The sequence below is a fragment of the Paraburkholderia sediminicola genome (genome assembly GCF_902859805.1).
Taxonomy (GTDB): Bacteria; Pseudomonadota; Gammaproteobacteria; order Burkholderiales; family Burkholderiaceae; genus Paraburkholderia; species Paraburkholderia sediminicola.
The window spans coordinates 86,394-111,834 of sequence record NZ_CADIKC010000004.1 but is presented as its reverse complement, the minus strand read 5'-3'; the positions used below and the strand labels follow the sequence as shown (position 1 = coordinate 111,834).

The 25,441-nt window shown below is 61.6% G+C and carries 23 protein-coding genes; 10 read left to right on the top strand and 13 right to left on the bottom strand.

Annotated features, from left to right (window positions below; translation table 11 throughout):
• The first annotated feature begins 167 nt into the window (after positions 1-167).
• Entirely contained in the window at positions 168-800 is a 633-nt protein-coding gene (locus tag R8871_RS16530) for a LysE family translocator (RefSeq protein WP_175051413.1), read from the top strand.
• A gap of 24 nt (positions 801-824) precedes the next feature.
• On the opposite strand, the gene R8871_RS16525 is transcribed toward R8871_RS16530, so the two are convergent.
• Together R8871_RS16525 and R8871_RS16520 are read right to left on the bottom strand one after the other, a co-directional pair.
• Positions 825-1,358 (bottom strand): GNAT family N-acetyltransferase, encoded by a 534-nt coding sequence (locus tag R8871_RS16525; protein WP_175051412.1) that lies wholly within the window; start codon positions 1,356-1,358, stop codon positions 825-827.
• A 12-nt stretch (positions 1,359-1,370) separates the two neighbouring features.
• A complete protein-coding gene (locus tag R8871_RS16520) occupies positions 1,371-1,943 on the bottom strand; it encodes a helix-turn-helix domain-containing protein (RefSeq protein ID WP_175051411.1) in 573 nt (190 codons plus the stop codon).
• Between the two features lie 229 nt (positions 1,944-2,172).
• Here R8871_RS16520 and R8871_RS16515 point away from each other — a divergent pair, with 229 nt between their 5' ends.
• Positions 2,173-2,877: a YceH family protein gene (locus R8871_RS16515; protein ID WP_054035438.1), complete on the top strand. Its 705-nt coding sequence runs from the start codon at positions 2,173-2,175 to the stop codon at positions 2,875-2,877.
• Positions 2,878-2,947: 70 nt separating this feature from the next.
• Here the strand turns inward: R8871_RS16515 and R8871_RS16510 are convergent, their stop codons facing one another.
• The 3 genes from R8871_RS16510 to R8871_RS16500 are packed head-to-tail and all read right to left on the bottom strand — an operon-like array spanning position 2,948 to position 5,442.
• The gene (locus R8871_RS16510; protein ID WP_175051410.1) at positions 2,948-3,787 is read right to left on the bottom strand and encodes a MipA/OmpV family protein; all 840 of its coding nucleotides are present in this window, start codon (positions 3,785-3,787) and stop codon (positions 2,948-2,950) included.
• Positions 3,784-4,668, bottom strand: a complete 885-nt coding sequence (locus tag R8871_RS16505; protein WP_175051409.1) for an alpha/beta hydrolase — start codon at positions 4,666-4,668, stop codon at positions 3,784-3,786. Before R8871_RS16505 ends, R8871_RS16510 begins: the two co-directional genes overlap by 4 nt.
• Positions 4,669-4,671: 3 nt before the next feature.
• Complete coding sequence (locus R8871_RS16500; RefSeq protein WP_175051782.1) at positions 4,672-5,442, bottom strand: DUF4118 domain-containing protein; 771 nt, start codon at positions 5,440-5,442, stop codon at positions 4,672-4,674.
• A gap of 390 nt (positions 5,443-5,832) precedes the next feature.
• On the opposite strand from R8871_RS16500, the gene R8871_RS16495 reads away from it, so the two are divergent.
• Positions 5,833-6,561: a class I SAM-dependent methyltransferase gene (locus R8871_RS16495; RefSeq protein WP_175051408.1), complete on the top strand. Its 729-nt coding sequence runs from the start codon at positions 5,833-5,835 to the stop codon at positions 6,559-6,561.
• 28 nt (positions 6,562-6,589) lie between these two features.
• On the opposite strand, the gene R8871_RS16490 is transcribed toward R8871_RS16495, so the two are convergent.
• The gene (locus tag R8871_RS16490) at positions 6,590-7,108 is read right to left on the bottom strand and encodes an SLATT domain-containing protein (protein ID WP_175051781.1); all 519 of its coding nucleotides are present in this window, start codon (positions 7,106-7,108) and stop codon (positions 6,590-6,592) included.
• Between the two features lie 102 nt (positions 7,109-7,210).
• On the bottom strand, positions 7,211-8,269 hold the full coding sequence (locus R8871_RS16485; protein ID WP_175051407.1) for an LLM class flavin-dependent oxidoreductase: 1,059 nt from the start codon (positions 8,267-8,269) through the stop codon (positions 7,211-7,213).
• A 185-nt stretch (positions 8,270-8,454) separates the two neighbouring features.
• Here R8871_RS16485 and R8871_RS16480 point away from each other — a divergent pair, with 185 nt between their 5' ends.
• Positions 8,455-9,429 carry an aliphatic sulfonate ABC transporter substrate-binding protein gene (locus tag R8871_RS16480; RefSeq protein WP_175051406.1) on the top strand — a complete coding sequence of 325 codons (975 nt, stop codon included), beginning with the start codon at positions 8,455-8,457 and terminating at the stop codon, positions 9,427-9,429.
• A gap of 124 nt (positions 9,430-9,553) precedes the next feature.
• On the opposite strand, the gene R8871_RS16475 is transcribed toward R8871_RS16480, so the two are convergent.
• From R8871_RS16475 to R8871_RS16455, 5 genes are all read right to left on the bottom strand, one after another.
• Positions 9,554-10,828, bottom strand: a complete 1,275-nt coding sequence (locus R8871_RS16475) for an acyl-CoA dehydrogenase family protein (RefSeq protein ID WP_175051405.1) — start codon at positions 10,826-10,828, stop codon at positions 9,554-9,556.
• A 1,010-nt stretch (positions 10,829-11,838) separates the two neighbouring features.
• Positions 11,839-12,732, bottom strand: coding sequence for an ABC transporter permease (locus R8871_RS16470; RefSeq protein WP_175051404.1), 894 nt, complete (start codon positions 12,730-12,732; stop codon positions 11,839-11,841).
• Positions 12,733-12,734: 2 nt separating this feature from the next.
• Complete coding sequence (locus R8871_RS16465; RefSeq protein ID WP_175051403.1) at positions 12,735-13,649, bottom strand: ABC transporter permease; 915 nt, start codon at positions 13,647-13,649, stop codon at positions 12,735-12,737.
• A 130-nt stretch (positions 13,650-13,779) separates the two neighbouring features.
• The gene (locus R8871_RS16460) at positions 13,780-15,075 is read right to left on the bottom strand and encodes an ABC transporter substrate-binding protein (RefSeq protein WP_054042307.1); all 1,296 of its coding nucleotides are present in this window, start codon (positions 15,073-15,075) and stop codon (positions 13,780-13,782) included.
• A 151-nt stretch (positions 15,076-15,226) separates the two neighbouring features.
• Entirely contained in the window at positions 15,227-16,285 is a 1,059-nt protein-coding gene (locus R8871_RS16455) for an ABC transporter ATP-binding protein (protein ID WP_175051402.1), read from the bottom strand.
• A gap of 316 nt (positions 16,286-16,601) precedes the next feature.
• On the opposite strand from R8871_RS16455, the gene R8871_RS16450 reads away from it, so the two are divergent.
• Both R8871_RS16450 and R8871_RS16445 read left to right on the top strand, forming a co-directional pair.
• A complete protein-coding gene (locus tag R8871_RS16450; protein ID WP_175051401.1) occupies positions 16,602-17,567 on the top strand; it encodes a polysaccharide deacetylase family protein in 966 nt (321 codons plus the stop codon).
• Positions 17,564-18,337, top strand: coding sequence for a GntR family transcriptional regulator (locus R8871_RS16445; RefSeq protein ID WP_175051400.1), 774 nt, complete (start codon positions 17,564-17,566; stop codon positions 18,335-18,337). Before R8871_RS16450 ends, R8871_RS16445 begins: the two co-directional genes overlap by 4 nt.
• A 34-nt stretch (positions 18,338-18,371) precedes the next feature.
• Here R8871_RS16445 and ggt read toward each other — a convergent pair whose 3' ends face one another.
• Entirely contained in the window at positions 18,372-19,958 is a 1,587-nt protein-coding gene (ggt, locus tag R8871_RS16440; RefSeq protein WP_175051399.1) for a gamma-glutamyltransferase, read from the bottom strand.
• A 349-nt stretch (positions 19,959-20,307) separates the two neighbouring features.
• Between ggt and atzF the strand changes: the two genes are divergently transcribed.
• The 4 genes from atzF to R8871_RS16420 are packed head-to-tail and all read left to right on the top strand — an operon-like array spanning position 20,308 to position 25,397.
• Complete coding sequence (gene atzF, locus R8871_RS16435) at positions 20,308-22,167, top strand: allophanate hydrolase (RefSeq protein ID WP_175051398.1); 1,860 nt, start codon at positions 20,308-20,310, stop codon at positions 22,165-22,167.
• Between the two features lie 40 nt (positions 22,168-22,207).
• The gene (locus tag R8871_RS16430) at positions 22,208-23,305 is read left to right on the top strand and encodes a BMP family ABC transporter substrate-binding protein (RefSeq protein WP_175051397.1); all 1,098 of its coding nucleotides are present in this window, start codon (positions 22,208-22,210) and stop codon (positions 23,303-23,305) included.
• A gap of 57 nt (positions 23,306-23,362) precedes the next feature.
• Positions 23,363-24,478, top strand: a complete 1,116-nt coding sequence (locus R8871_RS16425; RefSeq protein WP_175051780.1) for an ABC transporter permease — start codon at positions 23,363-23,365, stop codon at positions 24,476-24,478.
• Positions 24,471-25,397 (top strand): ABC transporter permease, encoded by a 927-nt coding sequence (locus R8871_RS16420; protein WP_175051396.1) that lies wholly within the window; start codon positions 24,471-24,473, stop codon positions 25,395-25,397. The genes R8871_RS16425 and R8871_RS16420 overlap by 8 nt, the downstream gene beginning before the upstream one ends.
• Positions 25,398-25,441: the final 44 nt, after the last annotated feature.

Genomic DNA, 25,441 nt, shown 5'->3' with positions numbered 1-25,441 from the left:
CGTCTCCTACCACTGCGCCATATGCGACGGAGCGTCGGCCCCACTGGCGCAATCAAAACCATCCAACTGCCTATAGGGACTTTTCACGTGTGGGTTTAAGGTCTGAACCGGTGGCATCGGCTATATTTGGCGGCATTGCCCGACTTCAATTCCCACAGGAGACTGCCGTGCCCGCTGCCACAACGTTGCTCGCCTTTGCCCTGGTCTCGCTCGGCATGGTGCTCACGCCCGGCCCGAACATGATCTATCTGATCTCCCGATCGCTCTGCCAGGGGCGGCGAGCCGGGCTCGTGTCGCTCGGCGGCGTCGCGCTCGGCTTTGTGTTCTACATGTTTTGCGCGGCGTTCGGTATCACCGCATTGCTGTTGACGGTGCCCTACGCGTACGACGCGCTGCGTTTCGGCGGCGCACTCTACCTGCTGTATCTGGCGTGGCAGGCGGTCAAGCCGGGAGGCCGCTCGCCGTTTCAGGTGCGCGACCTGCCGCACGACAGCCGCCGCAAGCTCTTCACCATGGGCCTCGTCACGAACCTTGCGAATCCGAAGATCGCGGTGATGTATCTGTCGCTGCTGCCGCAATTTATTTCACCGGAGCACGGCAGCGTGCTCACGCAGTCGATCGCGTTGGGCTGCGTGCAAATCGTCGTTTCCGTCACGATCAACGCGTTGATTGCGACCATGGCAGGTTCGATCGCCGGGTTTCTCGCTGGGCGGCCGGTGTGGTTGCAGGTACAACGTTGGTTGATGGGCACCGTGCTTGCCGGTCTGGCTGTACGGATCGCGCTCGATTCGCGCCGTTAAACCACGCAATGCAGACTCGCTGCGTCACGCTCCTAGCGTCTTGTACATGATGGTGGTTGAATCAAGCCGCTCCTCCAGCGTGTCGCGGCAAAACTGCGGAATCACACCAGCCGTCTGATAACCGAGCGCGGCATAGAGCGGCTCGGCCTTGTCGCCGGTGCGCGTATCGAGCGTCAGCAGGCTGCGCTGCAACTGGTGCGCACGATGTTCCAGTTCCGTCATCAACGCTTTGGCGATACCCTGGCGTCGGAACGACGGATGGACCAGCAGCTTGCGCACCTCGGCGCGATGACGCTGGTTCGGCATCGTGTCGTAATCCAGTTGCACGGTGCCGGCGATCGCTTCGCCATGACGAGCAACAAAAAGCACCAGCGCGCCCGCACGCAGCGACGGCAGCACCTTGCCACTCCAGAACGCTTCACTTTCCTCGACGCTATACGGCAATACAAAGCCCACGCTCGCACCGTCATGGACGCAGGCACGCAGCAGCGCGCCGAGTTCAGGCAGATGACGAACGAGGTCGTCGGCGGAAAAAGTCGTGATGATGGTCGCGGTCATGGTGGCTCGAACTCAGACGATGAAGAGGATGTAGCGCGCCGCGCTATGCGAGGGCGTGACGAACGCGCTGGCGCCGAACAGCTGGTAGCGCAGACAGTCGCCGGGTTGCAGATCGTGACTTCGGCCGTCGACGGTGATCTGCAGTTGCCCTTCAAGCAGGATCAGATGATGTTCGAGGCCGGCTCTCGGCGACGCGTCGTAGGTGATGCGCACACCTGCATCGAGTTCGCACTCCAGCGCCTCGCCGCTCAGCGCCTGCGCCGGTGGCGACACGGAGCGGCGCCGGAAGCCGACACTCGGGTCGGTCCAGACCGACTGCTCGTCGCGCGGCACCAGCGGCGCAAAGTCTTCTTCGACCATGTGCATGAGACGCGACATAGGCAAGCCGTAGGCAACGCAGAGCTTGCCCAGCACGCTCGCCGTGGGGCTTACGGCGGCATTCTCGAGGCGCGAGAGGGTGGCGCGGCTGACGTTGCTCAGCCTGGCGAGATCGTCGAGCGACCAGTTACGTTCGGCGCGTAATCCGCGCAGACGCTGGGCGATGCGACGATCGATGGCGTTGTCATCGGTTGGCGTGTTTTCCATATTCGGGAAATTATCTCGAATATGGGAATTCGTCAACGAAACAAAAATGCGCCGACGCGAGTGCGAATGCGAATACGCTCCGGGCAAGCGTTGCCATTGCTGAGATTCGTACACTGCGGGCGGCCGGCCCGTTTATCATAGTGGCCACAAACTAAAACCTGCCGCCCGGCTGTGCAACGGTAAGGCACACCATTCACGAGACCCGGCGGCGCATGCCGCGACATCTTCTATGAACTCCACTCCCGACGCTGTTTCCCGTCCCTCCATCCGCGCTTTGACCTTGCTTGAAGGGCGCGTGCTCGGCGTGCTCGTCGAAAAGCAGCACACCGTGCCGGACAGTTATCCGCTTTCGCTGAACGCGCTGACCTTGGGTTGCAATCAGAAAACCGGCCGCGCGCCGGTGATGAATGCGACTGAAGCCGAAGTGCTGACCGCCGTCGACGGATTGAAGCGGCTAAGCCTCGTGATGGAAGGCAGCAGCAGCCGCGTGCCGCGCTTCGAGCACAACATGAATCGGGTGCTGGGCTTGCCGAGCCAGTCGGCAGCGTTACTGACCACGTTGCTGCTGCGCGGTCCGCAGACCGCGGCCGAGTTGCGCCTGAACAGCGCGCGCCTGCATGGATTTGCCGACATCTCGTCGGTCGAGGCGTTTCTCGACGAACTGGCTGCCAACGATCCGCCGCGCGTGGCGAAGCTGGCCCGCACGCCGGGCGAGCGCGAAAATCGCTGGATGCATCTGCTATGCGGCGAAGTCAGCGCAAGCGATCTTGCGCAGCCGGGCGGAGACGATGAGGTCGTGCCGCTGTCGGCGTTCGAGGCCGTCAAAGCTGAACAGAAGCGGCTTGCCGACGAGGTGAGCCGGCTTCAGGTCGTCGTGCGACGCATGGCTGCGGAGTTGGGGATTGAAGTTGAAGAGTTGCGTACGGAGGATTGAAGCGCGATTTGCGTCTGGTTTCTCGCACGGTGCGAGCGTGGGAACGTGCAAGCGCGCGAGAAACCAGAAACTAGAACTTGTAGTTCACCGAAGCGAGCGTATTGAGCTCGAATCTCTTTTCGGTAATCGGGCTATTCGCCGCATCGTGCTCCAGTCGCCCGAAGGTTGCGGAAACCGACCCATTCCAGTGCTTCGAAAAGTCGTAAGTCACCTGGGCGTTCATATGGACGTCGCGCACGCCTGCACTGGTGCTGTACGTAGGCAATCCTGACGCCGCGCTCTGCTGCCCGGACACGCCGAAAAACGTCCGCGTATAAGTGCCATTCGCCCACGTGAATCCTGGTCCCACCGAGAACAGCCAGCCGCCAACCGGCGCGGACGCTACGAAATCCGTGCTGACTGTGGTCCCCTGGTGGTGCCCGGCGATATCCTGGTACAAGGCCACCGATCCGGTAAACGCCCACCACGTGTAGTCGGCGAAGAGCTTCAGTTTGGGCCCGCCATTCACATTGCCCAGTCCATGCAGGCGTGGATCGTCCGACTCCTTGCGCGTCTGGAAATCGAAACTCAATGCCGCACCCACGTGATAGGCAGGACCGCGCAGCACGTTCACGCCGAGCACGTCAGGGCCCTGCGAGAAAATCCGGTCGTCGTATGAGATGTCCAGCGCAGGGAACGGGAATACGCTCAACTGGCGGGACCCCGGGTACTTCGGCGTAATCACCACGCCAGGGCCCACGCCGATTTTCCATTTGCTGTCGGTGGCCGCGCCGGTGCTGGTGTCAGTGGTCGTGTTCGGAGTCGCATCGTCCGCGTAGGCAGCGCGTGCAGCGCAAAGGCCGAGCGCAGCGGCGAGCAGCAGCGAAGCGCGAGCGGGCTTGCCGAATCTCGGCCTGGTATCCGCCGTCATGCGCGCTCCTTGCCAAGCGCCGCAAGTTGCCTGAGGCGTCGCGCCAAAGCCTTCGAGACGACCTGTTGTTTGCCGTCGTCGCCGCTATGGACGGCTTCGCTTTCGCGCAGGAACAGGGCGGTTTCGCGCGCGACGATTTCGCGTTCGTTGTCCGACGTAATCATGTGATACGAATCATCCAGCCAGATTGTGCGTAAGAAGGCAGCGCCGATATTCGTGGCGACAAAGCGGGCATTGCGCGGGCTCGACGTCTCGTCGTCGATCGCGTGAACAATCAGGCAATCGGTTTTGATGTCACGTACCTGCGTGCGCACGCTCGCGGCGAGGCGGCTTGCCTGGTGCAATGCCGGCAATGAAATTGTCGACGGACCGACCTCACTGAAGTCGCTGCGCTGCATCGCGCGGGCGATCTTTGCCCGAAGCGCTTCGTTGCGCAGGCCGAACGGCGCCTCCTCGCGGTAGCGCCAGCGTTTGCGCATCGGCGTGAAGTACGCCCAGTTAAGCAGGAAACGATACCAGGGGATCGCCCACCCGTCGTACGAGAGCGTGAGCGACAGCAACACGAGCGACTGCGCCCCTGGACGGCGATGCGCCAGCGCCAGCGCCAGGGCCGCGCCAATCGACAGGCCGCAGATCGAGACACGGGCAAAGCGCTCGGCCAAAGCGTCGTACTCGCGCACGGCGGCTTCGAGCCACATCTCCATTGCCTGTTCTTCCGAGCCGGCGCTGTAGCCCGGCAGGACAGGTGCGCAGGCAGTGAAGCCTTCAGCGTTCAGAAAGCGGGCGAGAAAACGCAATTCGAGCGGCGAACTCGACAGGCCGTGCAACATGAGCACGGCGTGATCGTCGCCGGGTAAGAAGAGACTCGTCGGTTGACTCATGGATCAGGCTCCGATCCGAAGGACGAGAAACTCGCCGGCATGGGTAGTGAACCGTTCGCACATGCACTCAGTCAGCTTCGACGGACCATCGCCACTTTTCAGGCGCACGCGATGGTGGCCGGGCCACATCGCCTTGCTAAGCCGCTGGATGTCCTCGGGATGGACATCGGCGAAGCGCGGGCCTGGTGCAATCTCGTTGGGCAGGCGCGGCAGCAAGCCTTGTGGCTTGACTTCGTTGCCCGGCTGCAGGGCATTGCGCTCGAGCGCCTGAATAAAAATGAACGTCCGGTGGTGATGGGACAGGTGGCGCAGCAGCCGGTGCGTTTCGTCGACGCCGCGGCGTGCCAGCATGCGTTCGTTATCGTGACGCAGCAGCATTTCATAGCGCGACTGCGCAACCGACGCGATCAGTTCGGCACGAAACTGCGAGCGGCGCAGGCGTTCGATCAGCACGATGACAATCAGCGTCACCAATGGATACGAGACCAGCAGGACGAGGTCGGCGCGATCGAACACGGCGATGGTGGCGTAGGGCGGGACGAACAGATAGTCGGCGATACCCAGGCCGAGCACCATGACGGTGAGCGCCGGGGCCAGCCCGCAAAAGTACTCAACCAGCGCCGCCGCGATACAGAACGCGGTACCTGGCATGATCGGTCCCAGCAACGGATGGAGCAACAGGCGTACTCCGCTCGCGATCGCCAATGCAGCGGCCGCGGTGAGCCAGACGCGAGTTCCCCGTGGTGCCCAACGACGGGCGTTTTGGACTTCCATAATCTTTTTTTTAGGGAGCGATTGCGCTTCCCGATTGAGTGTGGCAATGCGCATCAAAGCGCAGGTCGGACGATACCATAATCGGGCGGAAGCAAAGGCCCGGAAAGACGTAAATACCGGAAGGCCGGGCGGGACTATCGTGTTTCGAATGCGCGGTGGAAAAACATACCCGTGAATAGGGGTATTCTCATCACCATGTATTGTGCAGGCAATGTCCTTAAGTGAGGCTTAAGCGCCGCGAGGTGCGGCCCATATGGGCTGCGAGGCACCTGACCAGAAATAGTGGCCGATTCCTGCAATCCAGATTGCATGGGCAAATGACACGCTGCGGGCTTCGTGCATATACATCAGCGGCTACGTCGCTTCAATTGAAGTTAATGCCATTTACAAATGACACAGAACATTTACGACGACCCCGCATTCTTCGACAACTACAGCCAGTTGGGTCGCTCGAAACAGGGCCTTGAAGGCGCCGCCGAATGGCCCGCGTTGCGCGCGATGCTGCCGCGAATGCGCGGCCTGAATGTGGTCGATCTTGGCTGCGGGTATGGCTGGTTCTGCCGATGGGCGCGCGAGGCGGGCGCCGCCGCGGTACTCGGTGTCGATGTCTCGGAGAAGATGCTGGAACGGGCGCGATCGTCGTCGAACGATCCTGCCATGACCTATGTGAGAGCCGATCTCGAGCATCTCGACTTGCCCGAAGCAAGCTTCGATCTCGCCTATAGCTCCCTCGCGTTTCACTACATCGCCAATCTGCGTGGCCTGTTCGACACGGTGCACCGCGCGCTGGTGCCGGGCGGGCGCCTCGTGTTCTCCATCGAGCATCCGATTTTCATGGCGCCGCAGCAGCCCGGCTGGTCGGTCGATGCGGACGGCCGCAAGCACTGGCCGCTCGACAGCTACCAACTGGAAGGGCCACGCGTCACGAACTGGCTCGCCGAAGGCGTCGTCAAGCAGCACCGCACGATCGGCACCTTGTTGAACCATCTGATCGGTGCAGGCTTCACCATTGCCCATGTCGACGAGTGGGGGCCGACCGACGCCGATCTTGCCGCGCGCCCTGAACTGGCCGAAGAGCGCGAACGGCCGATGATGTTGCTGGTGTCCGCCACACGCTGATTATTAGGCGAGTGGCGTGGCGGGTCGCTCAGGCGTCGCGGCTTCTTCGCGGTTCGGCGGACAGGGTTCGCTGGGTGCGATAGAAAATGCGCGGCGGCACGTTGGGTGAATCTTCCGCAAGCCGGTCGAGCTCGTCGCGGATCGCGGTGAGATAGTGGCCATCGCGTGCGTCGGCGTCACCTGCGAAAATCGCTTCCAGCCTGCGCCGCACAGCGCCATAACGGGCTCCCGCCGCGCGATGCTTTTCCGCACGCTCCGCGTATCTGAGGAAGGTTTGCAGCGCGGCTGAGACCGCCGCCGCAACGCTCACGAAGCCCACAAAGATTCTAAGCGCCGGCGAGACAGCGGGCGAACTCAGCGACGCAAACACGGCCGTCCCCACGAACGCGGTCAACGCAGTGACCAGCCAGCCGACGCTGCGATCCCGCGCCGATAACAGGTCGGCCATGTCGTAATGGCTCATCTGGGATTCACGCGCGCGCCGGATCCACTTCAGCAGAAGCTGGTCTTCGTCGACCGGGGGCTCGTACGCAGTCGGATTTTTCATCTCGCTCATCGGGGCTGTCCAGTATCGCAAGCGTAGCGCATGCGTTTGACGATACTGTGCCACATGAGGATGGCGTGCTGGAAGCCGCAGACCTCGCCCGGATCAACCGAGCAGGCGGCGTACCCGCGGAATCACTTCTTCGGCAAAAATGCGCATGTCAGTCTCGAACGGCTGGAATTGCAACATGAACAACTCGATCCCGGCACGATGAAAATCGGCGATCCGCTGCGCGACCGTGTCATAGCTGCCGACCAGTCCAGCCGCCGTGCCGCCGTTCGAACCCACGCGCGGCGTTTGCGCGAAGGTCTGGAACATCACTGCCTTGGGGTCGATATTCGATTTCTGTTGCTCACGCAGCGGAGCATCTTTTGCGGCCAGTGCGAACAGATGGGCGAGGTGCTGATCAGCGGCCTCGCCGGATTCGCGAGCGATGACAAAGGCCGACAAACCAAAACGCAACGGTTCGTGCGGAGTGGGGCGCTTGCGGCCCGAGACATCCGCGATCAACGTTTTGACGGCGTCCAGTGGCTGGCCGTTGATGAACCACACGTCGCCCATGTCGGCGACCAGCTCCCGCGCCGGTTCCGATTCGCCGCCCACATAGATGCGCGGACGGCTGCGAAACGGATCCGCGGGACGCAATAGATAGTCATCCACATTAAAATGCTCGCCGCGAAAACGCGTACGCTCGCCGCGCAACAAGGAGTCCACCACCGTGATCCACTCACGTCCGTATGCATAACGCGCGTCGTGCTCTGCAAATCCGATACCGGCGCGCTCCAGCTCCGGACGATTCCATGCGTTGACAAGATTGATCGCGAAGCGCCCGCCACTGATGTGTTCGATCTGCTGCGCCATCTTCGCCAGCACGACAGGGTGATACAGATACGGCTTGATGGCGGCGATGATCTCGATGCGCTCGGTCAGCGCCGCGAGCGCGGCCGAGGCGGACCACGCTTCGAGCTGATCGAAGTCGGGATTGTGCGGATTGATCGTGTGCTGCGCGACCAGCACGGAGTCGTAGCCGAGTCGCTCGGCTTCGAAAACGAGGGTTTTGTTTCGCGCCCACGACGCGTCGTACGGTTCATCGGGGTCCTGCAGCGCGGCGCGGCTGCCATGAACCAGCGCCCAGATACCGAAGCGGGGAGGGAGTGTCGACATAACGCAGAAATCTCCACGGTGAAAGCGTGCGCTTCAACTCGCATAAAACCTCGAATGATGAGCGATACCGCCGCCGTGCGTTCCAATTTCTACCCATATCGATCGATGAAATCAGTCTTTGACCGTGTGTCGTTCTTTTATATATTCAGCGATTCCGCATACCCCCATCACATGGATCTCGATCGATGCCCCTCGCTTTCTCCGGCTCCCGAAGCCTGCGACGCCTCTGCGTATGCCTGACGTTGATCGGCGGCGCGCTGTCGACCGACGTGGCGTATGCCAACGAAACGGTGTCGATCAGCTACCAGCGTTCCTCGACGCTATTTATTCTATTGAAGCGAACTGGCGCACTCGAGAAGAAGCTCAATGCGCTCGGCTATGACGTGAGCTGGCACGAGTTCTCGACGGGCCTGCTGCAGTCGTTGAACGCCGGCAGCGTCGATCTGCATGCGGATGTGGCGGACGCCTTTGCGCTCTTTACGCAGGCCGCCAACGCGCCGCTGACCTACTACGCAGAAGAGACTTCTGCGCCGACCGCCCAGGCGATCATCGTGCCGCCGGATTCGCCGATTCATTCGGTGGCGGACCTGAAGGGCAAACGCGTGGCGGTTTCCAAGGGATCGGGTTGCAACTTCCTGTTGCTGAGCGCGTTGGCTAAAGCGGGTCTGACGATCAACGATATACAGGTGCGCTATCTGGAGGCGCCGGATGCGCTTGCCGCTTTCCGCGGCGGCAATATCGATGCATGGGCCATATGGGATCCCTTTCTCGCCGCCCAGCAACGTGAGGCGCATGTTCGCGTGATCGCGGACGGCAGCGGCGGCGTTGCTCAATACAACCGTTTTTACACGGCGACAACTGCCTTTGCCGATAAGCATCCGGATGTGCTGCGCGTCGTATTCGACGAATTGAACACTACGGGCAAGTGGATCAAGGCGCATCCCCAGGAGGCCGCACAGATTCTCGGGCCGGTGTGGGGCAACATTCCTGGACCGACGGTCGAGTTAGCCAATAGCCGCCGCAGCTACGACATCGTGCCGGTGAAACGCGATCAATTGGCGGAGCAGCAGCGCATCGCCGACACGTATCGCGCGGCAGGGCTGATCCCCGCCACCTTGAAAGCGACGGACATCCGTATCTGGACGCCCTCGGCGAAATGATCCGGAGAACCCGCTGCATTTAGCAGCGGCGGTGCAACTAGTAACTAAGGCCGCGTGAGCGGCCTTTTCATTTCAGCGCGCCGAGTGCGCCGCGGCATGCGCGGGCACCTCGACCTGATACTTTTTACAGCTGGGCAACCGCCGTGAGAACTTCGGGATTCCGCGCCACACCAAACCGCTCCTTGTGCGCCGTCCCATTCAGATAGAAGTCGCCGATTGCGGCTTCGCGGATGATTGCCGGATTGTGCGATGCCAGCACACGTGCATTGCGCCAGTAGCGATCGAAGCGGCGCGTCTCGCTGGTTGCCGATGCACCGCCCACTTCGAACAACAACGTCGCCGCTTGCAGAGTTTGTTCGATGACGATTTGCTGCGCCTGAAAAGTCTGGATGTCGAGGCGCACATAGGTCTGCTCGTCAGTACGGCCTTCCTGGCGCGCGACCGACACTTCATCGATCGCACTGGCTAGCGAAGCGCTGATGCTCTGCGTCGAGTAAGCCAGGCTCGCGAGCCGGCCGACTACACGATGCACCAAGGGATTGTCGCGCGGGTTCGATTCACCCGGAATACCGAAGGTCCGTGTTTTACGCTGCGTGAACGCCACCGCATCGCGCAGCGCCGCACGACTGATACCGGCAAGGTTCGCCACATGCAGCGCCTGATAGTACGCAGTAAGCAGACTATTGCGGCGTGGTTCGGAGGCGTTATACCGGCGGTACAGATTGTCGAGTGAGACCGGCACGTGATCGAAACGCGCCGTACCGCTACCGGTCAGACGCTGCCCGAAACCATCCCAATCGTCGATGCGAGCGAGACCTGGCGCATCGGTTTTGACGAGTACGCGGACGTCGCTTTCGCCGTCGTGCGCGGTAACGTCGACCCAATCCGCGTAGAGCGTGCCCGTGGTGTAGTACTTCTCACCGTCGAGATACCACGTACCGTCGTTCTGGGTGAGACGTACGCTGTTGTTGGTCACGCCGGTGCGTTCCGAAACGGCGCCGCCGATAATCTGACCTTGTGCGATACGCGTGAACCATCGATCGCGCAAGGATTCATCGCCGTTTTCCAGCAGCGATTCAATAAACCCGCCGTGCACGCGCAGGATTTGCGGAAGGTTCGAGTCTGCTTCGCCGAGACGCGTGACTAACGCAAAGAACGCTTTTAGCGAGATGCCTTCGCCGCCGTAGCGTTTGGGCACGCGCAGTTTGGTGTAGCCGGCTTCGCGGAGCCATTCTACTGGCGCGTAGGCCAGCTCCCGATTCTGTTCGCGTTCTACCGCACCTTCGGCGATGCGGGCGAATATGGGTGCGAAGCGGTGGGTTAGTTCGTTTTCGTTGAATGGGTTTGCTGCGTCTGCGGTTGTTTGATTTGCGGATGCGTGCGATTCGGATGTTGACATGAGTTCTCCATAGCGGGGCGGGCGCCGGGCGCAATCTGAGAACGGTACGGGAGGGGGAAGGGGTGGGCAACCAAGTATTTGGTTGATTCTTAGAAGGTTTAGTGAAATGGGGGCTTTGCCTGCTCGGCGGTTGTTCCTCTGTTTGCCCTTGCCCCCTTGGGCTTTGGTTTTTCCTTGTTCTGGCTTTCGTGCCTTTCCTTGCATTGTTAGTGGTCTATTAGCGTTGCCCCTGTGCGGGGCGGCACCTACTTCTCTTTGCCGGCTGCAAAGAGAAGTAGGCAAGAGAAAGCAGCTTAAACCGCTAATGCTAAGTGGGCACCGTGGTCCGCCACGGGTAGTGGTGCATCTGGAATCTGTGTTCGTGCACCTGCATGCGCCAGTGACAAGGGCGTCATACTTCCGGCGGCGCTGCGCGCGCCGAAGAGTAGTTCATAAAACCGATTGCTTCGTTTTGGCGCTCACGCCGCGACACCGACCCGCAGCTCGTCACTGCATCGCCGCCGCGATTGTGATTGGAACAGCAACTGCAACCGCCTACTGCAACTGTGAATGTGAATGTGAATGTGGCCGGGACTGTGGTTGCAGTACACCGACATATGATTTGAAGTGGGGTTCCGGGTGAGTGCAGGGCGCCTCGCCGAGGCGAAGCCGACGGCACCCGCAAACCTCAACCGAAGCCGGCGGTTTCCCACGCAGACCCGTCCGCGACGCACGCAGTGCGGAGTGGGAGCTGATGAGTCCTTTGTCACTAGCGCGGAGTGCGCGAGAACACAGATTCCAGATGCACCACTACCCATAGCAGACCACGGTGCCCACTTAGCATTAGCGGTTTAAGCTGCTTTCTCTTGCCTACTTCTCTTTGCAGCCGGCAAAGAGAAGTAGGTGCCGCCCCGCACAGGGGCAACACTAATAGACCACTAACAAAACAAGGAAAGGCACCAAAGCCAGAACAAGGAAAGGCCAAAGCCCCAAGAACACGAACAAAGAGCGCCGCGCAGGCAAAAAACCCGTTAATTTACCCTCCGTCGCCCCAACCCCCGCACGACAAACAAACAAAAAACCATAACCGAAAGCGACAAAACCGTAGTCATCGTCCCAAGCGCATAAATAACAGGCGTCGTCACCGACGTAGTAAGCCCCTGCAATTCGAGCGGCAAGGTATTCTGATCCCCAATAGCCTGCGAGGTACGAGCAATCTCATCCCATGAAAGCGTGAACCCAAACATCGCGACGCCGACAACCGAAGGTCCGATGATAGGCAAAACAACATGCCGGAAGCTTTGCCACGGCGTGGCGCCCAGATCCCGCGAAGCCTCCTCATAAGCAGGATTGAACCGGTTGAAAACCGCAAACATCACGAGCAAACCAAACGGCAGCGTCCACGTCAAATGCGCCCCCAACGCCGACGTGAACAAGCCCATCGACGTCGTATACGTATCGGCAAACGACTGATACCCCCACGCGGAAGCGAGATACTTCACCCCGTTATCGAGCAACCGGAACGTCAACCCGATCCCCAGCGAAACAATAATGGACGGCATGATCAAACTGGCAACCGACACGTAAAAAACCGCCGTATCCCCGCGAAACCGCCGGCGAAATGCTAATCCGGCCGCCACCGAGAACAGCACCGTCAAAACGGTTACAGCGAACGCGAGCCGCACTGATCGCCAAAATGCCCCCCAGATGTCGACGTCGCCGACGCCGTCACGCAGCGCGGCAAACCAGTGCAACGACACGCCTCGCATCGGAAACGTCAGCCCGCCCTCGGGTCCCTGAAACGAGAGAATGAAAATCGTAATGACCGGTCCATACAGGAACAGCACGAACAAGCCGAACAGCAGCGCGAGCCAGTAAAAGCTGGCCGGCCGGCGCTCCCGATGTTTGTGGCGAATGGCCTGCATCTTTACAGCTCCTTGCGGATGTCGACGACCCGCGTCAAACCCCACACGATCATCAACACGACAGCCAGCAGAATGATCGCGTTGGCCGCCGCGGCAGGAAACTGCAGGTAGCCGGTCTGCACCTGAATGATCTTGCCGACTGATGCGATCTGCTGGCCACCCATCACACCGACGGTCAGGAAATCGCCCATCACGATCGTGATCACGAAGATCGAGCCGATCACGATGCCGGTCTTCGACAGCGGCAACACCACGTCGCGAATCACTTGCCAGCCGCTCGCGCCGGCATCGCGCGCCGCTTCGAGCAAGGAACGGTCGATTCGCATCATCGCGTTGAAAATTGGCACGATCATGAAGAACGTGTAGAGATGCACGAACGCCAGCACGACCGAGAAGTTCGAATACAGCAGCCATTCGAGCGGCTGATCGATCAGATGCGCGCCCAGCAGTGCCTGATTGACGAGCCCGTTACGGCCCAGCAATGGCATCCACGAAATCATGCGGATTACGTTCGACGTCCAGAACGGAATCGTGCAGACGAGGAACAGGATTGTCTGCATGCTCGTCGTGCACACGTGGAACGCGAGGAAGTAAGCGATCGAAAAACCCAGCAGCAAGGTCACGGTCCATACGATTGCGCAGAACTTGAGCGTCGACCAGTACGTTTTCAAGGTCACGCAGACGTCCGTCATCGACGAACAGCCGTTGAAAATCGCGGCGTAGTTTTTCAGTGTGAAGGCCGGGATGATCTGGTATTCGTTGAAGTCCCAGAAACTGACGATCAACGTGATGACCAGCGGCACGATGAAAAACAGCAGGAATGTGAGCGAAAGCGGCGTCGCCTGCAACCATGCAGGCGCGCGCCGGTGTTTGACGGGCTCATCCTGCGCGTGAGAGGAAAGGTCGATCGTTGCCATGGGCGGATATCAGTGGAAGCACTTTTGCGGCATGACCGCGTCATCGAAGAACTGCCGGCATGTCATGCACCGGCAGTCCGGCATGCGATTCAGTCGCCCAAGTCGCGCTCAAGCCACACTCAAGTTACATTCATGCCGCGATGAACTCGTTCCACTTCTGAACCATGTAGATGTTCTCGTCCATCACCGCGTTCCAGCAGGCAATCGCGCCCATGCGCTGGTTGTACGAGCCGCCGTCGCGCACGGTGCCGGCTTTTTCGAGCAACTGGCCATCGGGGGCCTTGATGTCCTGCGCGGCAGCTTTGCCTTCGATCCAGTAGTCCCATTCGTAAGGCTGCATGTGAGTTTTCGCCGTCTCGAGGACGCCGGAATAATAGCCCTGGCGCATCAGATAAGCGCCGGCCCAACCGTCCTGAAACCAGTTGACGAACTCGTACGCAGCGTCGAGTTTCTTGCCCTGCAGCGAGCGCGGAAAGCCGAAACCTGACGCCCACGAGCGATAGCCTTCCTTGAGCGGCTGGAACTTGCAGGCGACACCCATGGTGCGCACCTTGGTCACGGCCGGCGACCACATCGACTGGATCACCACTTCGCCCGACGCCATCAGGTTCACGCTTTCGTTGAAGTCTTTCCAGAACGCGCGGAACTGGCCGGCACGCTTGGCTTCGATCAGGATCTTGATGGTCTGGTCGATTTCGGCCTTGGTCATGTTGCCTTTGTCGCCGTACTTCACATGACCCATTGCCTCGATCGCCATTGCCGAATCCATGATGCCGATCGCGGGAATGTTCAACAGCGCCGCCTTGCCCTTGAATTGCGGATTGAGCAGTTCGGCCCAACTGTCGATCGGCCGCTTGATAAGGTCGGGACGGATGCCGAGGGTGTCCGCGTTGTATGTGGTCGGGATCAACGTCATCCACTCGGTCGGCGTTGCGGAAAACTCGGTGGAGCGCGGGCCGGTCAGGAACATCACCTTCTTCGGCGCGGTGCCCTGATCGCCGATCTTCTTGCCGTTCACTTCACCGCGCGTCAGTACCGGCGTGATTTTGTCGGCGAGCTTGATGCGTTTCGCGTCCATGCCCGCGAGTGTGCCGGCCGGAATCAGTTTCTTGAGCGCGAAATATTCTGTGTCGACGATGTCGAACGAGTTGGGCTGCGTAATGATGCGCTTGGCCACGTCGTCAGTCGTCACCGGCACATATTGAATGTCGATGCCTGTGTCTTCCTTGAATTTCTTCGCGATGTCGGCGCTCTGATTCACTGCCGTGCCGAGGTAGCGCAACGTGATTTTCTCCTGCGCATGCACGTACGGAAAGCCGGCAATGCCAGCCGCCGCCACAGCGCCCTTGATGAACGTGCGGCGCGACAGGCCCTTTTCCTTCAGATCGGATGCGGCCGCTGCCGGGCTCTCGTTCGCTTCACTCATTGCCTTCTCCTCAGTTGACGTTCGTTTGATCTGCGCCTGATGTTCGATCAGCGCCTGTTTGTCGTTCAGTTGAAGCTCAGTTCACGTTTCTCGTTCAGAGACGTTCTTTGCGCCGCCATGTCGCGCAAGGCAGAACACAACCGCTCACCGCTCACGCCGCCAGCGGATGCGCGTCCTGTTCGTTCCACCAGACCACCACGCGCGCGTCGGGGCCGAGTCGCGCCGGGTCGTAATCGCCGTCGCTCACCAGCGAGATCAGTTCAGGCGAGCCGTCGAGCGGATCGAGCGTCATGCGTAAATGGGTGCCCTGGTACTCCGCTTCGCGTACCTTGCAGGGCACGCCGCCGATCCGCGTCAGGCCACTCTCACCGGTTGCCGTCTGGACAGGCGTGACGCCGTGCGGCACCACCCGCAGATGATCGGCGCGCACGGTAAACGCGCGGCCGTTCGTATTGAATACGTTGTGGCCGCCGAGAAAACGCGCGACGAATTCAGTACGCGGTCGATTGAAGACTTCGTGCGGCGTGCCGCTTTGTTCGATCCGCCCGTGGCTCATCACGACCACCAGATCGGCAAGCGCCATCGCTTCTTCCTGCGAGTGCGTGACGTGTACGAACGTGATGCCAAGTTCTTTCTGCCAGCGTTTGAGTTCCGCACGCATCTGCACGCGCAGGAAGGGGTCGAGCGCAGATAGCGGCTCGTCGAGCAATAGACAGCCGGGTTGATTCAGCAGCGCCCGAGCGAGCGCCACACGTTGCTGCTGGCCACCCGACAGTTGCGCCGGTTTGCGCTCTGCATACGCGGACATCGCGACCAGTTCCAGCAACTCACCGGCACGCTTGCGGCGCACATCCTTCGGGACGCCGCGCATCTTCAGGCTGAATGCGACGTTATCCAGCGCGTTCAGATGCGGGAACAGCGCGTAGTTCTGAAAGACCATTGCCGTGCCGCGGGCAGCGGGTTCTTCCCGTGTAACGTTGCGCCCCGCAATCAGAATGTCACCCTCGGTGACCGATTCATGCCCGGCGATCATGCGCAAGGTCGAGGTCTTACCGCATCCCGAAGGCCCGAGCAGGCAGCAATACTGGCCGCCGGCAATGCGCAGATCGATGGCGTCGACGGCAAGCGAGTCGCCGTACTGCTTCGACACGTGCACCAGTTCGATATCGGCGGCTGTAGTTTCGAGCACCGTTGAAGCAGGCTGAATCATGGAGTGGATGTCCTCGTGAACGGCGAAGTGCTGACGCAGGCTAAACCACACGCGATGCCTCGGCGAAGTCATCCAAATGCAAGACATGTGCCATCCGTCGATTCGTGACGGTCGAGGATTGCAAACACGCCGGTGTGCTTAACGTCGACGAGTTGGCTCACATATTGCAAACGATCTGCAGCATCGATCGTCAGCGATCAAAGCGTTTCTTTTGCGCAATCGCGGTGCGTCTTCGGTCCGTCCCGGGGCATGATCCGGCCAACTCGGTTCATGCGGGGCGCCACGCGTCGCCTTTCGTCACCTACGGCTTCTTTACATGAACGACACACGGAACATGCCCGCAGCAAAGAATCGCGCCCGTCAATCGATCGCCGCCCATGGCCGCTTTTCCTATCGCCCGATCACGGATAGCGACGCGTTCCGCTGGCCCGGCGATAGCGGGCTCGCGGTCTATCTCGGCTTCAATATCGAACACTTTGCGTTCGGCGAGGGACTCGGCGCCGCGCTCGGCCCGATTTCGCCGCAACCGGATGTGCTGAACCATAGCTGGCGCGAGTATGGCAACCGGGTGGGCGCGTGGCGCTGCATCGAACTGTTCGACCAGCTTGAAATGCCTGCGGGCACGCTCATCAATACCGCGCTCTACGACCATTGCCCGGAGCTGATTGCGGCCTGCGTGGCGCGCGGCGACGAACTGATCGGTCACGGGCACACCAATGCGCATCGGCAAAGCGACCTCGACGAAAATGGCGAACGCGAACTGCTTCTGCATTGCCGCGAACGTATCGCCGAAGCGTCCGGCACGCCGCCGCAGGGCTGGCTCTCACCGTGGATCTCCGAATCGCACCTGACGCCCGATCTGCTGGCTGAGACCGGTTATCGCTATACGCTGAACTGGTGTCACGACGATCGTCCGGTACGCATGGCTACGCGCAGTGGGTCGTTATGGTCGATTCCGTACCCGCAGGAACTCAACGATCTGCCGATGATGGTGGGCCGCCATATGGACGGCCGCGCGTTCGCCGACATGATCGTCGATCAGTTCGACGAGATGCTCGAACAGGCTAATCGCGGTACGCAGCCGCAGGCGCTGGTGATGGGTATCGCACTGCATCCTTATCTGGTGGGGCAGCCATATCGACTACGGCATCTTCGTCGCGCGCTCGAACACGTCGCCGCGGCACGAGCAAAAGGCGATGTGTGGATCACGACGCCGGGTGCTATCGCGCATCACATGGACGAACTGGAGCGGGACGGCGTGCTGCGCCCGGAGGTCGCATGAGCACGAGTGCGCGCACGAGCACCAAGCCGAAAGCCGGCCCAGCCAGCGCCAGAAAAACGCCCAAGGAAGAAGCGGACGTCGACGCGCGTATCTATCAGTCGATCTTCGACGGCGTGCTGAACCATCGTTTGACGCCCGGCACGAAACTGCCGGAGCCTGAGCTGTGTCAACTGTTCGGTGTGGGCCGCGCGGTCGTGCGGCGGGTGCTGGAGAAGCTCGCCTACGACGGCATCGTCGTGCTGCGGCCGAACAAGGGCGCGGTGATCGCCGAGCCGACACCGGAGGAAACGCGCGAGATCTTCGAGGCGCGGCGCTCCGTTGAACGCATGCTGGTCGAGCTGGCCGTACAGCGCGCGAGCGCCCAGGACATCAAGGCCTTGCGCCAGCAACTGGCGAGCGAGCACGAGGCGATGCATCGCTTCGACCAACCTTCGTGGGCTACGCTCGCCAGTGGCTTTCATATGCGCATCGCCGCGCTCGCGGGCAACTCGATTCTGCAAAACTATCTGAAGGAACTGGTTTCGCGCTGCTCGCTCATTGTCGGTGTGTATGAACCGCCTGGGCACGCGCCATGCGAGCACGCGGAGCATGCGACGATTGTCGATTGCATCGAAGCACGCGATGCAGCGGGCGCAATGGCCCACATGGAAGCGCATCTTCGCGACATTCAGGAGCGGATCGAAACCTCGCGGATGCGCGGCGAGAAAAGCCTGGGCCAGTTGCTCGGCATCACGAGCTATGCCAATGCGTCAGCGCGGGAAACTACGTGAGTACCGACACGTGACCGCTTGACGCCTGGCCGACTCAAACCCCAAGCGCACGACCATCGCTGCGTGGATCATGCGCGCCTGATGCAGCACCGTCCGGCTCGATGCGGATCACGCCTGGATGGCCCGCCAAAGGACTCTGCGCCGGAATGACACTCACCTCATGCCCACGTGCAGCGAGTTCGACGAACACGTCGGCGCCGGCGTCCTCTTCGAGCTTCAACGCATCGCGTGTATCGGAGAAGGTCTTGCCAAGCAGAAAGCGCGGACGGGCGAGGGCAGTGAGCGGGTCCATCCCGTAGTCGATCAGCCGCGTGAGAATCGCGGCCAGCGTTTGTGGCTGACCGTCGGCGCCTTGCGTGCCGAATAGCAGATGTGGCCGGCCATCCTTCAGATACATGCCGGGGTTGAGCGTGTGGAACGGCCGCTTGCCCGGTTGCAGCGCGTTGTGATGCCGGGGATTCGTGCTGAATGAAGCGCCGCGGTTGTGCCACAGAATCCCCGTATCGCCCGCCACCACGCCGCTGCCCCAGTCGAAGTAAACCGTTTGCAGAACACTGACGCTGCGGCCTTCGCTATCCGTCGCGCCGATAAACACTGTGTCGCCCGGGCGGAACACGTGGGGCCATGCGCGCGCTTCATGCCGATCGATCGAGCGTGCATGCGCATCGAGCGCGGCGGGCGACAGCATGTCGTCGACCGGCACCCAGTTGAACTCAGGATCGGACACGAAGCGGTCGCGGTCTACGAACGCGCACTTCACCGCTTCCACCAGCAGGTGGTAGTAGTCGCCGCTGCCCTCGGCAATCTGCGCAATATCGAAACGATCGAGCATGCCCATGATCTGCAGCGTCGTCACCCCTTGAGTCGGCGGCCGCATGCTGACCAGTTCGCCACCACGATAGGCCACCCGCAATGGCGCCTCATCACGTGCTTGGGTTCGCGCCAGATCGCTCAACGTCAGCGGCGAACCGGCTTCACGCAAACCGTGCGCGATCCGCTCTGCAAGCTCGCCCTCATAGAATTCGCGCGCACCGAAGCGGGCAATTCGCTCGATGCTCTTCGTCAGCGCAGGTTGCACGAAGCGTTCGCCGATGGCAGGAATTTGGCCGTGCGGCGCGAAAGTTGCCGCAAAGCCGGGCAGGGCGTGCAATTCGTCCACCCGCATGCTTTGCCAGAAATGCTGCGAGGGCGTGACCGGGAAGCCATCGGATGCGTATTCCAGCGCACGGTCGAACAGCGACGACCACGATTGCGTGCCGCCCCATGCCTCTTCACTGATCTCGTAGGCCTGACGCCATGTATCGACGGTCGCGGCCGTGGTGAGTGTCGAGGCAGCGCCGCGCAGTGGAATGGCGCCGGTGAACGCAGGCAGTTGCTGCGCGGCCTGGCCGATGCCCGACACCGTGCGCAACATCCCTTGCCGGTCGCCGATCACCCAGAAAGCGTCGCCGCCGAGTCCGGTGAAATGCGGATACGTCACGCAGAGCGCCGCGCCGATGGCAATCGCGGCCTCGATCGCGTTGCCGCCCGCACGCAATACGTCGCGCCCCGCCTCGCTCGCCAATGCATGAGGGCTGGTGACCATGCCGGCGGTCGAACGGGCGAGTCGGGTGTCGTGCATCGATGCTCCGCTACGGGGATGAGCAGTGAGTGAGGTCGTCGGAGTAGCGAGTATAGGTTCGCGCACGGCGCCGAAAAAAATCGGCGCATGGCGGCAACGTGCGATCGCGACGCGCCACTCCTGGCCAGGCTCAAATGCAGGGCGCAGGAGCCCCGAGTTGGGGAGCGCTGCACCATGACGCATTGATCGAAGGGCGGCAGCGCGGCCCGTCCACGCCGCCGGAAACCTGCCAAAAAACCAGACCTGGTAAGGCTGACAGCGTGTTCGGGCGGCCCTGAAATACACCTGGCATAGCTCCTGCTTATTTGAGTCCAAACTTGTATTCAAGATTGAACTCAAGGAAAAACCAGTGCCAATTTCGTCGCCCCTGAAGGTCCGCAGTCTCCTCTCGGCGTATGCCGCCAAACGTCTCACGCCGACCGAGGTCGTGACGTCGGCGCTTGCTCGTATTGCCGAAATCGACCGGCCGGAAGTCTGGATCCTGCGCGTGCCCGCTGCAGACCTGAAGGCTCGCGCCCACGCGCTCGAAGCGCTTTATGAAGCACAGGGCTGCGCCGTCTTCGAGCGGATGCCGCTGTTCGGCGTACCGTTCGCGGTCAAAGACAATATCGACGTTGCCGGCCTGCCGACTACTGCCGCGTGCGAGCCTTTCAGCTATACGCCGGAGATCTCGGCATTCGCCGTACAGCGCCTCATCGACGCCGGCGCGATCCTGATCGGCAAGACCAATCTTGACCAGTTCGCAACCGGCCTCGTCGGCACGCGTTCGCCTTACGGCGCAGTGCGGAACACAGCGTTTCCCGAGCGCGTGTCGGGCGGGTCGAGCTCAGGCTCGGCGGTTGCCGTGGCCGCAGGTTGCGTGGCATTTTCGCTTGGCACCGATACCGCCGGGTCTGGGCGCGTGCCGGCCGGGTTCAATGGACTGGTCGGCCTGAAACCGTCGCTTGGACTCGTCAGCAAGCGCGGTGTCGTGCCGGCGTGCCGCAGTCTCGACACGATCTCGGTGTTCGCGCACGACGTTGACGACGCATGGCGCGTGTTCAACGAAATCGCGTGCTTCGATCCGTTCGACGGCTATTCGCGCAAGGTCCCGGGACTCGGGCTCCTGCGTGGCGCGCCGCGGATCGGCGTGCCGGATCATCTCGAGTTCTACGGGGACGCAGCGGCGAATCAGGCCTTCTCGGCCGCACTCGATACGCTCTCAACCCATCTGCATCTCGCGCCCACGCCGATCGACTTTCAGCCGCTCAAGCAGGTCTCCGCGCTGCTCTACGACGGCCCCTGGGTGGCGGAAAGGCGCGCCGCGCTCGGTTCATTCTTCGAGACGCATCACGAAGCGGTCGATCCGGTCGTCGCCACGGTGATCGGCAAAGCGGATCGCTACAGTGCCGCTGACGCATTCAACGGCCAGTACGCGCTCGCCGATCTGAAGCGGCACGCCGAGCAGCTCTTCGAGACGATCGACATCCTGATCGTCCCGACCACGCCTACTCATCCGCTGATTGCCGACGTGCAGGCTAATCCCGTCGAGTTGAACAGCCAGCTTGGTTACTACACGAACTTCGTCAACCTGCTCGACCTGTGCGCGCTGGCCGTGCCGTGCCAGCGTCGCCAGGACGGCTTGCCCGCCGGCGTCACACTGATCGCACCGAGCGGCGCGGACCGGCGCCTCGCCGAGCTGGGCGCGCGGATTCAGGCGTTGTTCGCGAGCGAGGGTGCGGACGCGGACGGGACCATGACCGTGACCGACAAGAAAACCGCGCCCGTGGCAAACACGATCGCGCCATTGCCGTTTCAGGAGCCGACTGTCGCGCTTGCCGTGGTCGGTGCGCATCTGCGTGGCCTGCCGCTGAACTGGCAGCTTCAGGAAGCCGGCGCGCGTTTTGTTGTGGCGACACAAACCGCCGCCGATTACACGCTTTACGCGCTTGCCAATACGCAGCCGCCGAAACCAGGCCTGGTGCGCGTCACCGGCCAGCAAGGCGCACCCATCGCCGTGGAAGTCTGGGAAATGCCGCTGCGCAGCTTCGGCAAATTTGTCGCCGACGTGCCCGCACCGCTCGGTATCGGCTCAGTGCAACTCGCTAACGGCCTCACGGTGAAGGGCTTCATCTGCGAGCCGTCGGCGGTGAGCAACGGCAGCGGCGCACTAGACATCACCTCGTTTGGCGGCTGGCTCGCTTATCTCGACAGCCTGAATGTCAACTGAGGGCCAACGCTCTTCACCTCTCCACAAGGAATTGGACACCATGACCAGTCGCCGCAATTTCATCAAGAGCGCCAGCCTGTTGACGCTCGGCAATATCCTGCCGATTCAATCGGTGTTTGCCGCGCCGAAGACGACAGTCGGCGTGATCTACGTCGGCGCGCGCAGCGACTACGGGTACAACCAGGCCCAGGCGACCGCTGCCGCCGTCATCAAGAAGATACCTGACGTCAAGGTGGTGGAAGAGGAGAACGTGCCGGAAACCATCGCCGTGCAGAAAACCATGGAAGCGATGATCGAACAGGACGGCGCGACGCTGATTTTCGCGACCTCGTTTGGTTACTTCGATCCGCACGTGCTGAAGATGGCGGCTAAATATCCGAAAGTGCGTTTCGCGCATTGCGGCGGATTGTGGAAACAGGGCAACCCGTCGAACATCACCAGCTACTTCGGTTATATCGACGAATGCCAGTATCTGAACGGCGTCGTCGCGGGCCACATGACGAAGAGTAAGAAGCTTGGCTTCGTCGCAGCCAAACCGATTCCGCAGGTGCTGCGCAACATCAATTCGTTCACGCTCGGCGCGCAGTCCGTCGATCCGTCGATCACCACGCAGGTGATTTTTACGGGCGATTGGTCAATGCCGGTGAAGGAAGCGGAAGCCACCAACAGTCTCATCGATCAGGGTTGCGATGTGCTGACCTGTCACGTCGACGGTCCGAAGGTCGTCGTCGAAACGGCGGAAAAGCGCGGGGCGATGAGTTGCGGTTACCACGCGAGCCAGGCAGCGCTCGCGCCGAAAGGCTATCTGACCGGCGCGGAATGGGACTGGGCGACGCCGTACAAGCAACTGGTCACGGGCGCACAGGCTGGCACGCCACAACCGAATGTGTTGCGCGGCGGCTTGAAAGAAGGCTTCGTGAAGATGTCGCCGTACGGCGCGAAAGTCACCGCGCCGGCTAAGCAGAACGCCGACTCGATCAAAGGCAGCATGGTGGCCGGCAATTTCGTGATCTTCAAAGGACCGATGAAGGACAACAAGGGCGGAACGGCGATCGCCTCCGGCGCGAGTCACATACAGACCGACTACACGCTCGAAAGCATGAACTATCTGGTGGCGGGCGTCGTTGGCCAGATCTGATCGTGGCCTGCGTGATTGTGTGAGTGTGCGTGAGTTTGCATGAGCGAAGGAGCCGTGATGCGCCTCAATGCTTCTACCGCAAGAGTGATGCTTTCGCTCTTGCCCGCGCTGCCGACCGCGTTGGCGGTGCTCGGCACGCTGTTGCTGTTTTCGCTATTCCTGCTGGTTCAGGGGCAGCCGGCGCTCGATGCAATCGGGCTGATTTTTGAAGGCGCTTTTGGCTCGTCGTTCGCGTGGCAGAGCACCTTGCTGCGCGCGTCGCCGTTGATGCTGACCGCGTTATGCGTCGCGCTGCCCGCTCAGGTCGGGTTGATCGTGATCGGCGGCGAGGGCGCGCTCGCACTCGGCGGCATGTGCGCGGCAATCGTCCCGCAGATGCTGCCGAGCGGCACGCCGTGGCTGGTCGCCACGCCGTTGATGGCGGTGGCCGGCATGCTGGCCGGCGGGTTCTGGATCGGTGCGGTGGGCGCATTGCGACAGTGGCGAGGCGTCAACGAGACGATCAGCAGCCTGTTGATGTCGTATATCGCAATCGCGCTTTTCAAACATCTGGTGGAAGGGCCGCTACGCGACCCGGCGAGCCTGAACAAGCCGTCTACCTATCCCGTGCCCGACGCGATGATGATCGGCTCGATCCCCGGACTCGACACACACTGGGGACTGTTCTGGGGCGTCGTCGCTTGCATCGCGGCGTGGGTGTTCGTGAAGTTCAGCACCAAGGGCTTTGCGATGCGCGTGGTGGGCGGCAGTCATCGCGCGGCACGCCTGGTCGGCTTGCCGGTCAATCTGCTGGCTCTTGCCGCTTGCGTGTTGGGTGGCGCCGCAGCCGGCCTCGGCGGCATGTTCGAAGTGGCGGCGGTGCAGGGCAGCGCAAATGCGTCCTTGCTCGCGGGTTATGGCTATGCGGGCATCCTGGTCGCGTTCGCCGCCCGGCAGAATCCGCTCGCGATCATCGCGTGTGCGCTGATGATCGGGGGCATCGAGGCGAGCGGCTCTCTGCTGCAACGCCGGCTCGATCTGCCCGACGCCACTACGCTCGTCTTGCAAGGTCTGCTGTTCGCGAACCTGCTCGCGTGGGAAGCGCTTGGTGGGCGTATCGCCGCATGGCGCGTCAAATTGCAGGCCGCAGCGCTTGCCGATCTTCCCGTGCAACTGGAGCAGACCCATGCCTGATATGCACTCGCCCATCGTGATCCTGTTGCTGTCGCTGTTCGCCGGTGCGATTCGCGTCAGCACGCCTTATCTGTTCGTCAGTCTCGGTGAGTGCTTAACCGAGAAGGGCGGGCGCGTGAATCTCGGCCTCGAAGGCATCCTCGTGTCGGGCGCGATGAGCGGCTATGCCGGTGCTTTTCTGAGCGGCTCGCCGTGGGCCGGTGTGCTTGCTGCCGGTTTCGTCGGCTTGCTGCTCGGTTGTCTGCACGGTCTCGTGTGCTCGTTGCCGCGCGTGTCGGACATTGCGTTCGGCATCGCGTTGATGCTGCTCGGCACCGGACTCGCGTTCTATCTCGGCAAGCCTTTCATCGAACCGCAGGCGCCGATGCTGCCGTTCATCGATCTCGGCACGTGGACCTCGTCGCCACAATTGCATAACGCGCTGCATATCAACCTGCTGTTCGTGATCGGCGTGGTGTTGTCCTTCGTTCTGCAGTGGGGCTTGCGCAATACCCGTTGGGGGATGGTGCTGCGGCTTGTCGGCGATCACGCCGAGACGGCGCGCGCCATGGGCTATCCGCTCACACGCGTGCGCATCGCCGCGACGGCGGTGGGCGGTGTGTTCGCGGGCATCGGCGGTGCGTATCTGTCGCTGGTGTATCCGGGGAGCTGGAATGAAGGGCTCTCCAGCGGGCAAGGACTGATGGCGGTCGCACTGGTGATCTTCGCGCGCTGGCAGCCCCTGCGTTGCCTGTGGGCCGCGTTGCTATTCGGTGCGGCCGGCGCGCTCGGGCCGGCGTTGCAGGCGATCGGCGTGACGAGCGGCTATTACCTCTACAACGCGGCGCCGTATGTGCTGACGCTCGCGATCATGATCGTCAATTGCCGTCCGGATCGCACGCTGGCTGGCGCGCCGGGCGAGTTGAGCCTGACTCGCTGATTTTGCACCACTGATTTTTGCCCTGCCATGCGTGCCTTCAAAGA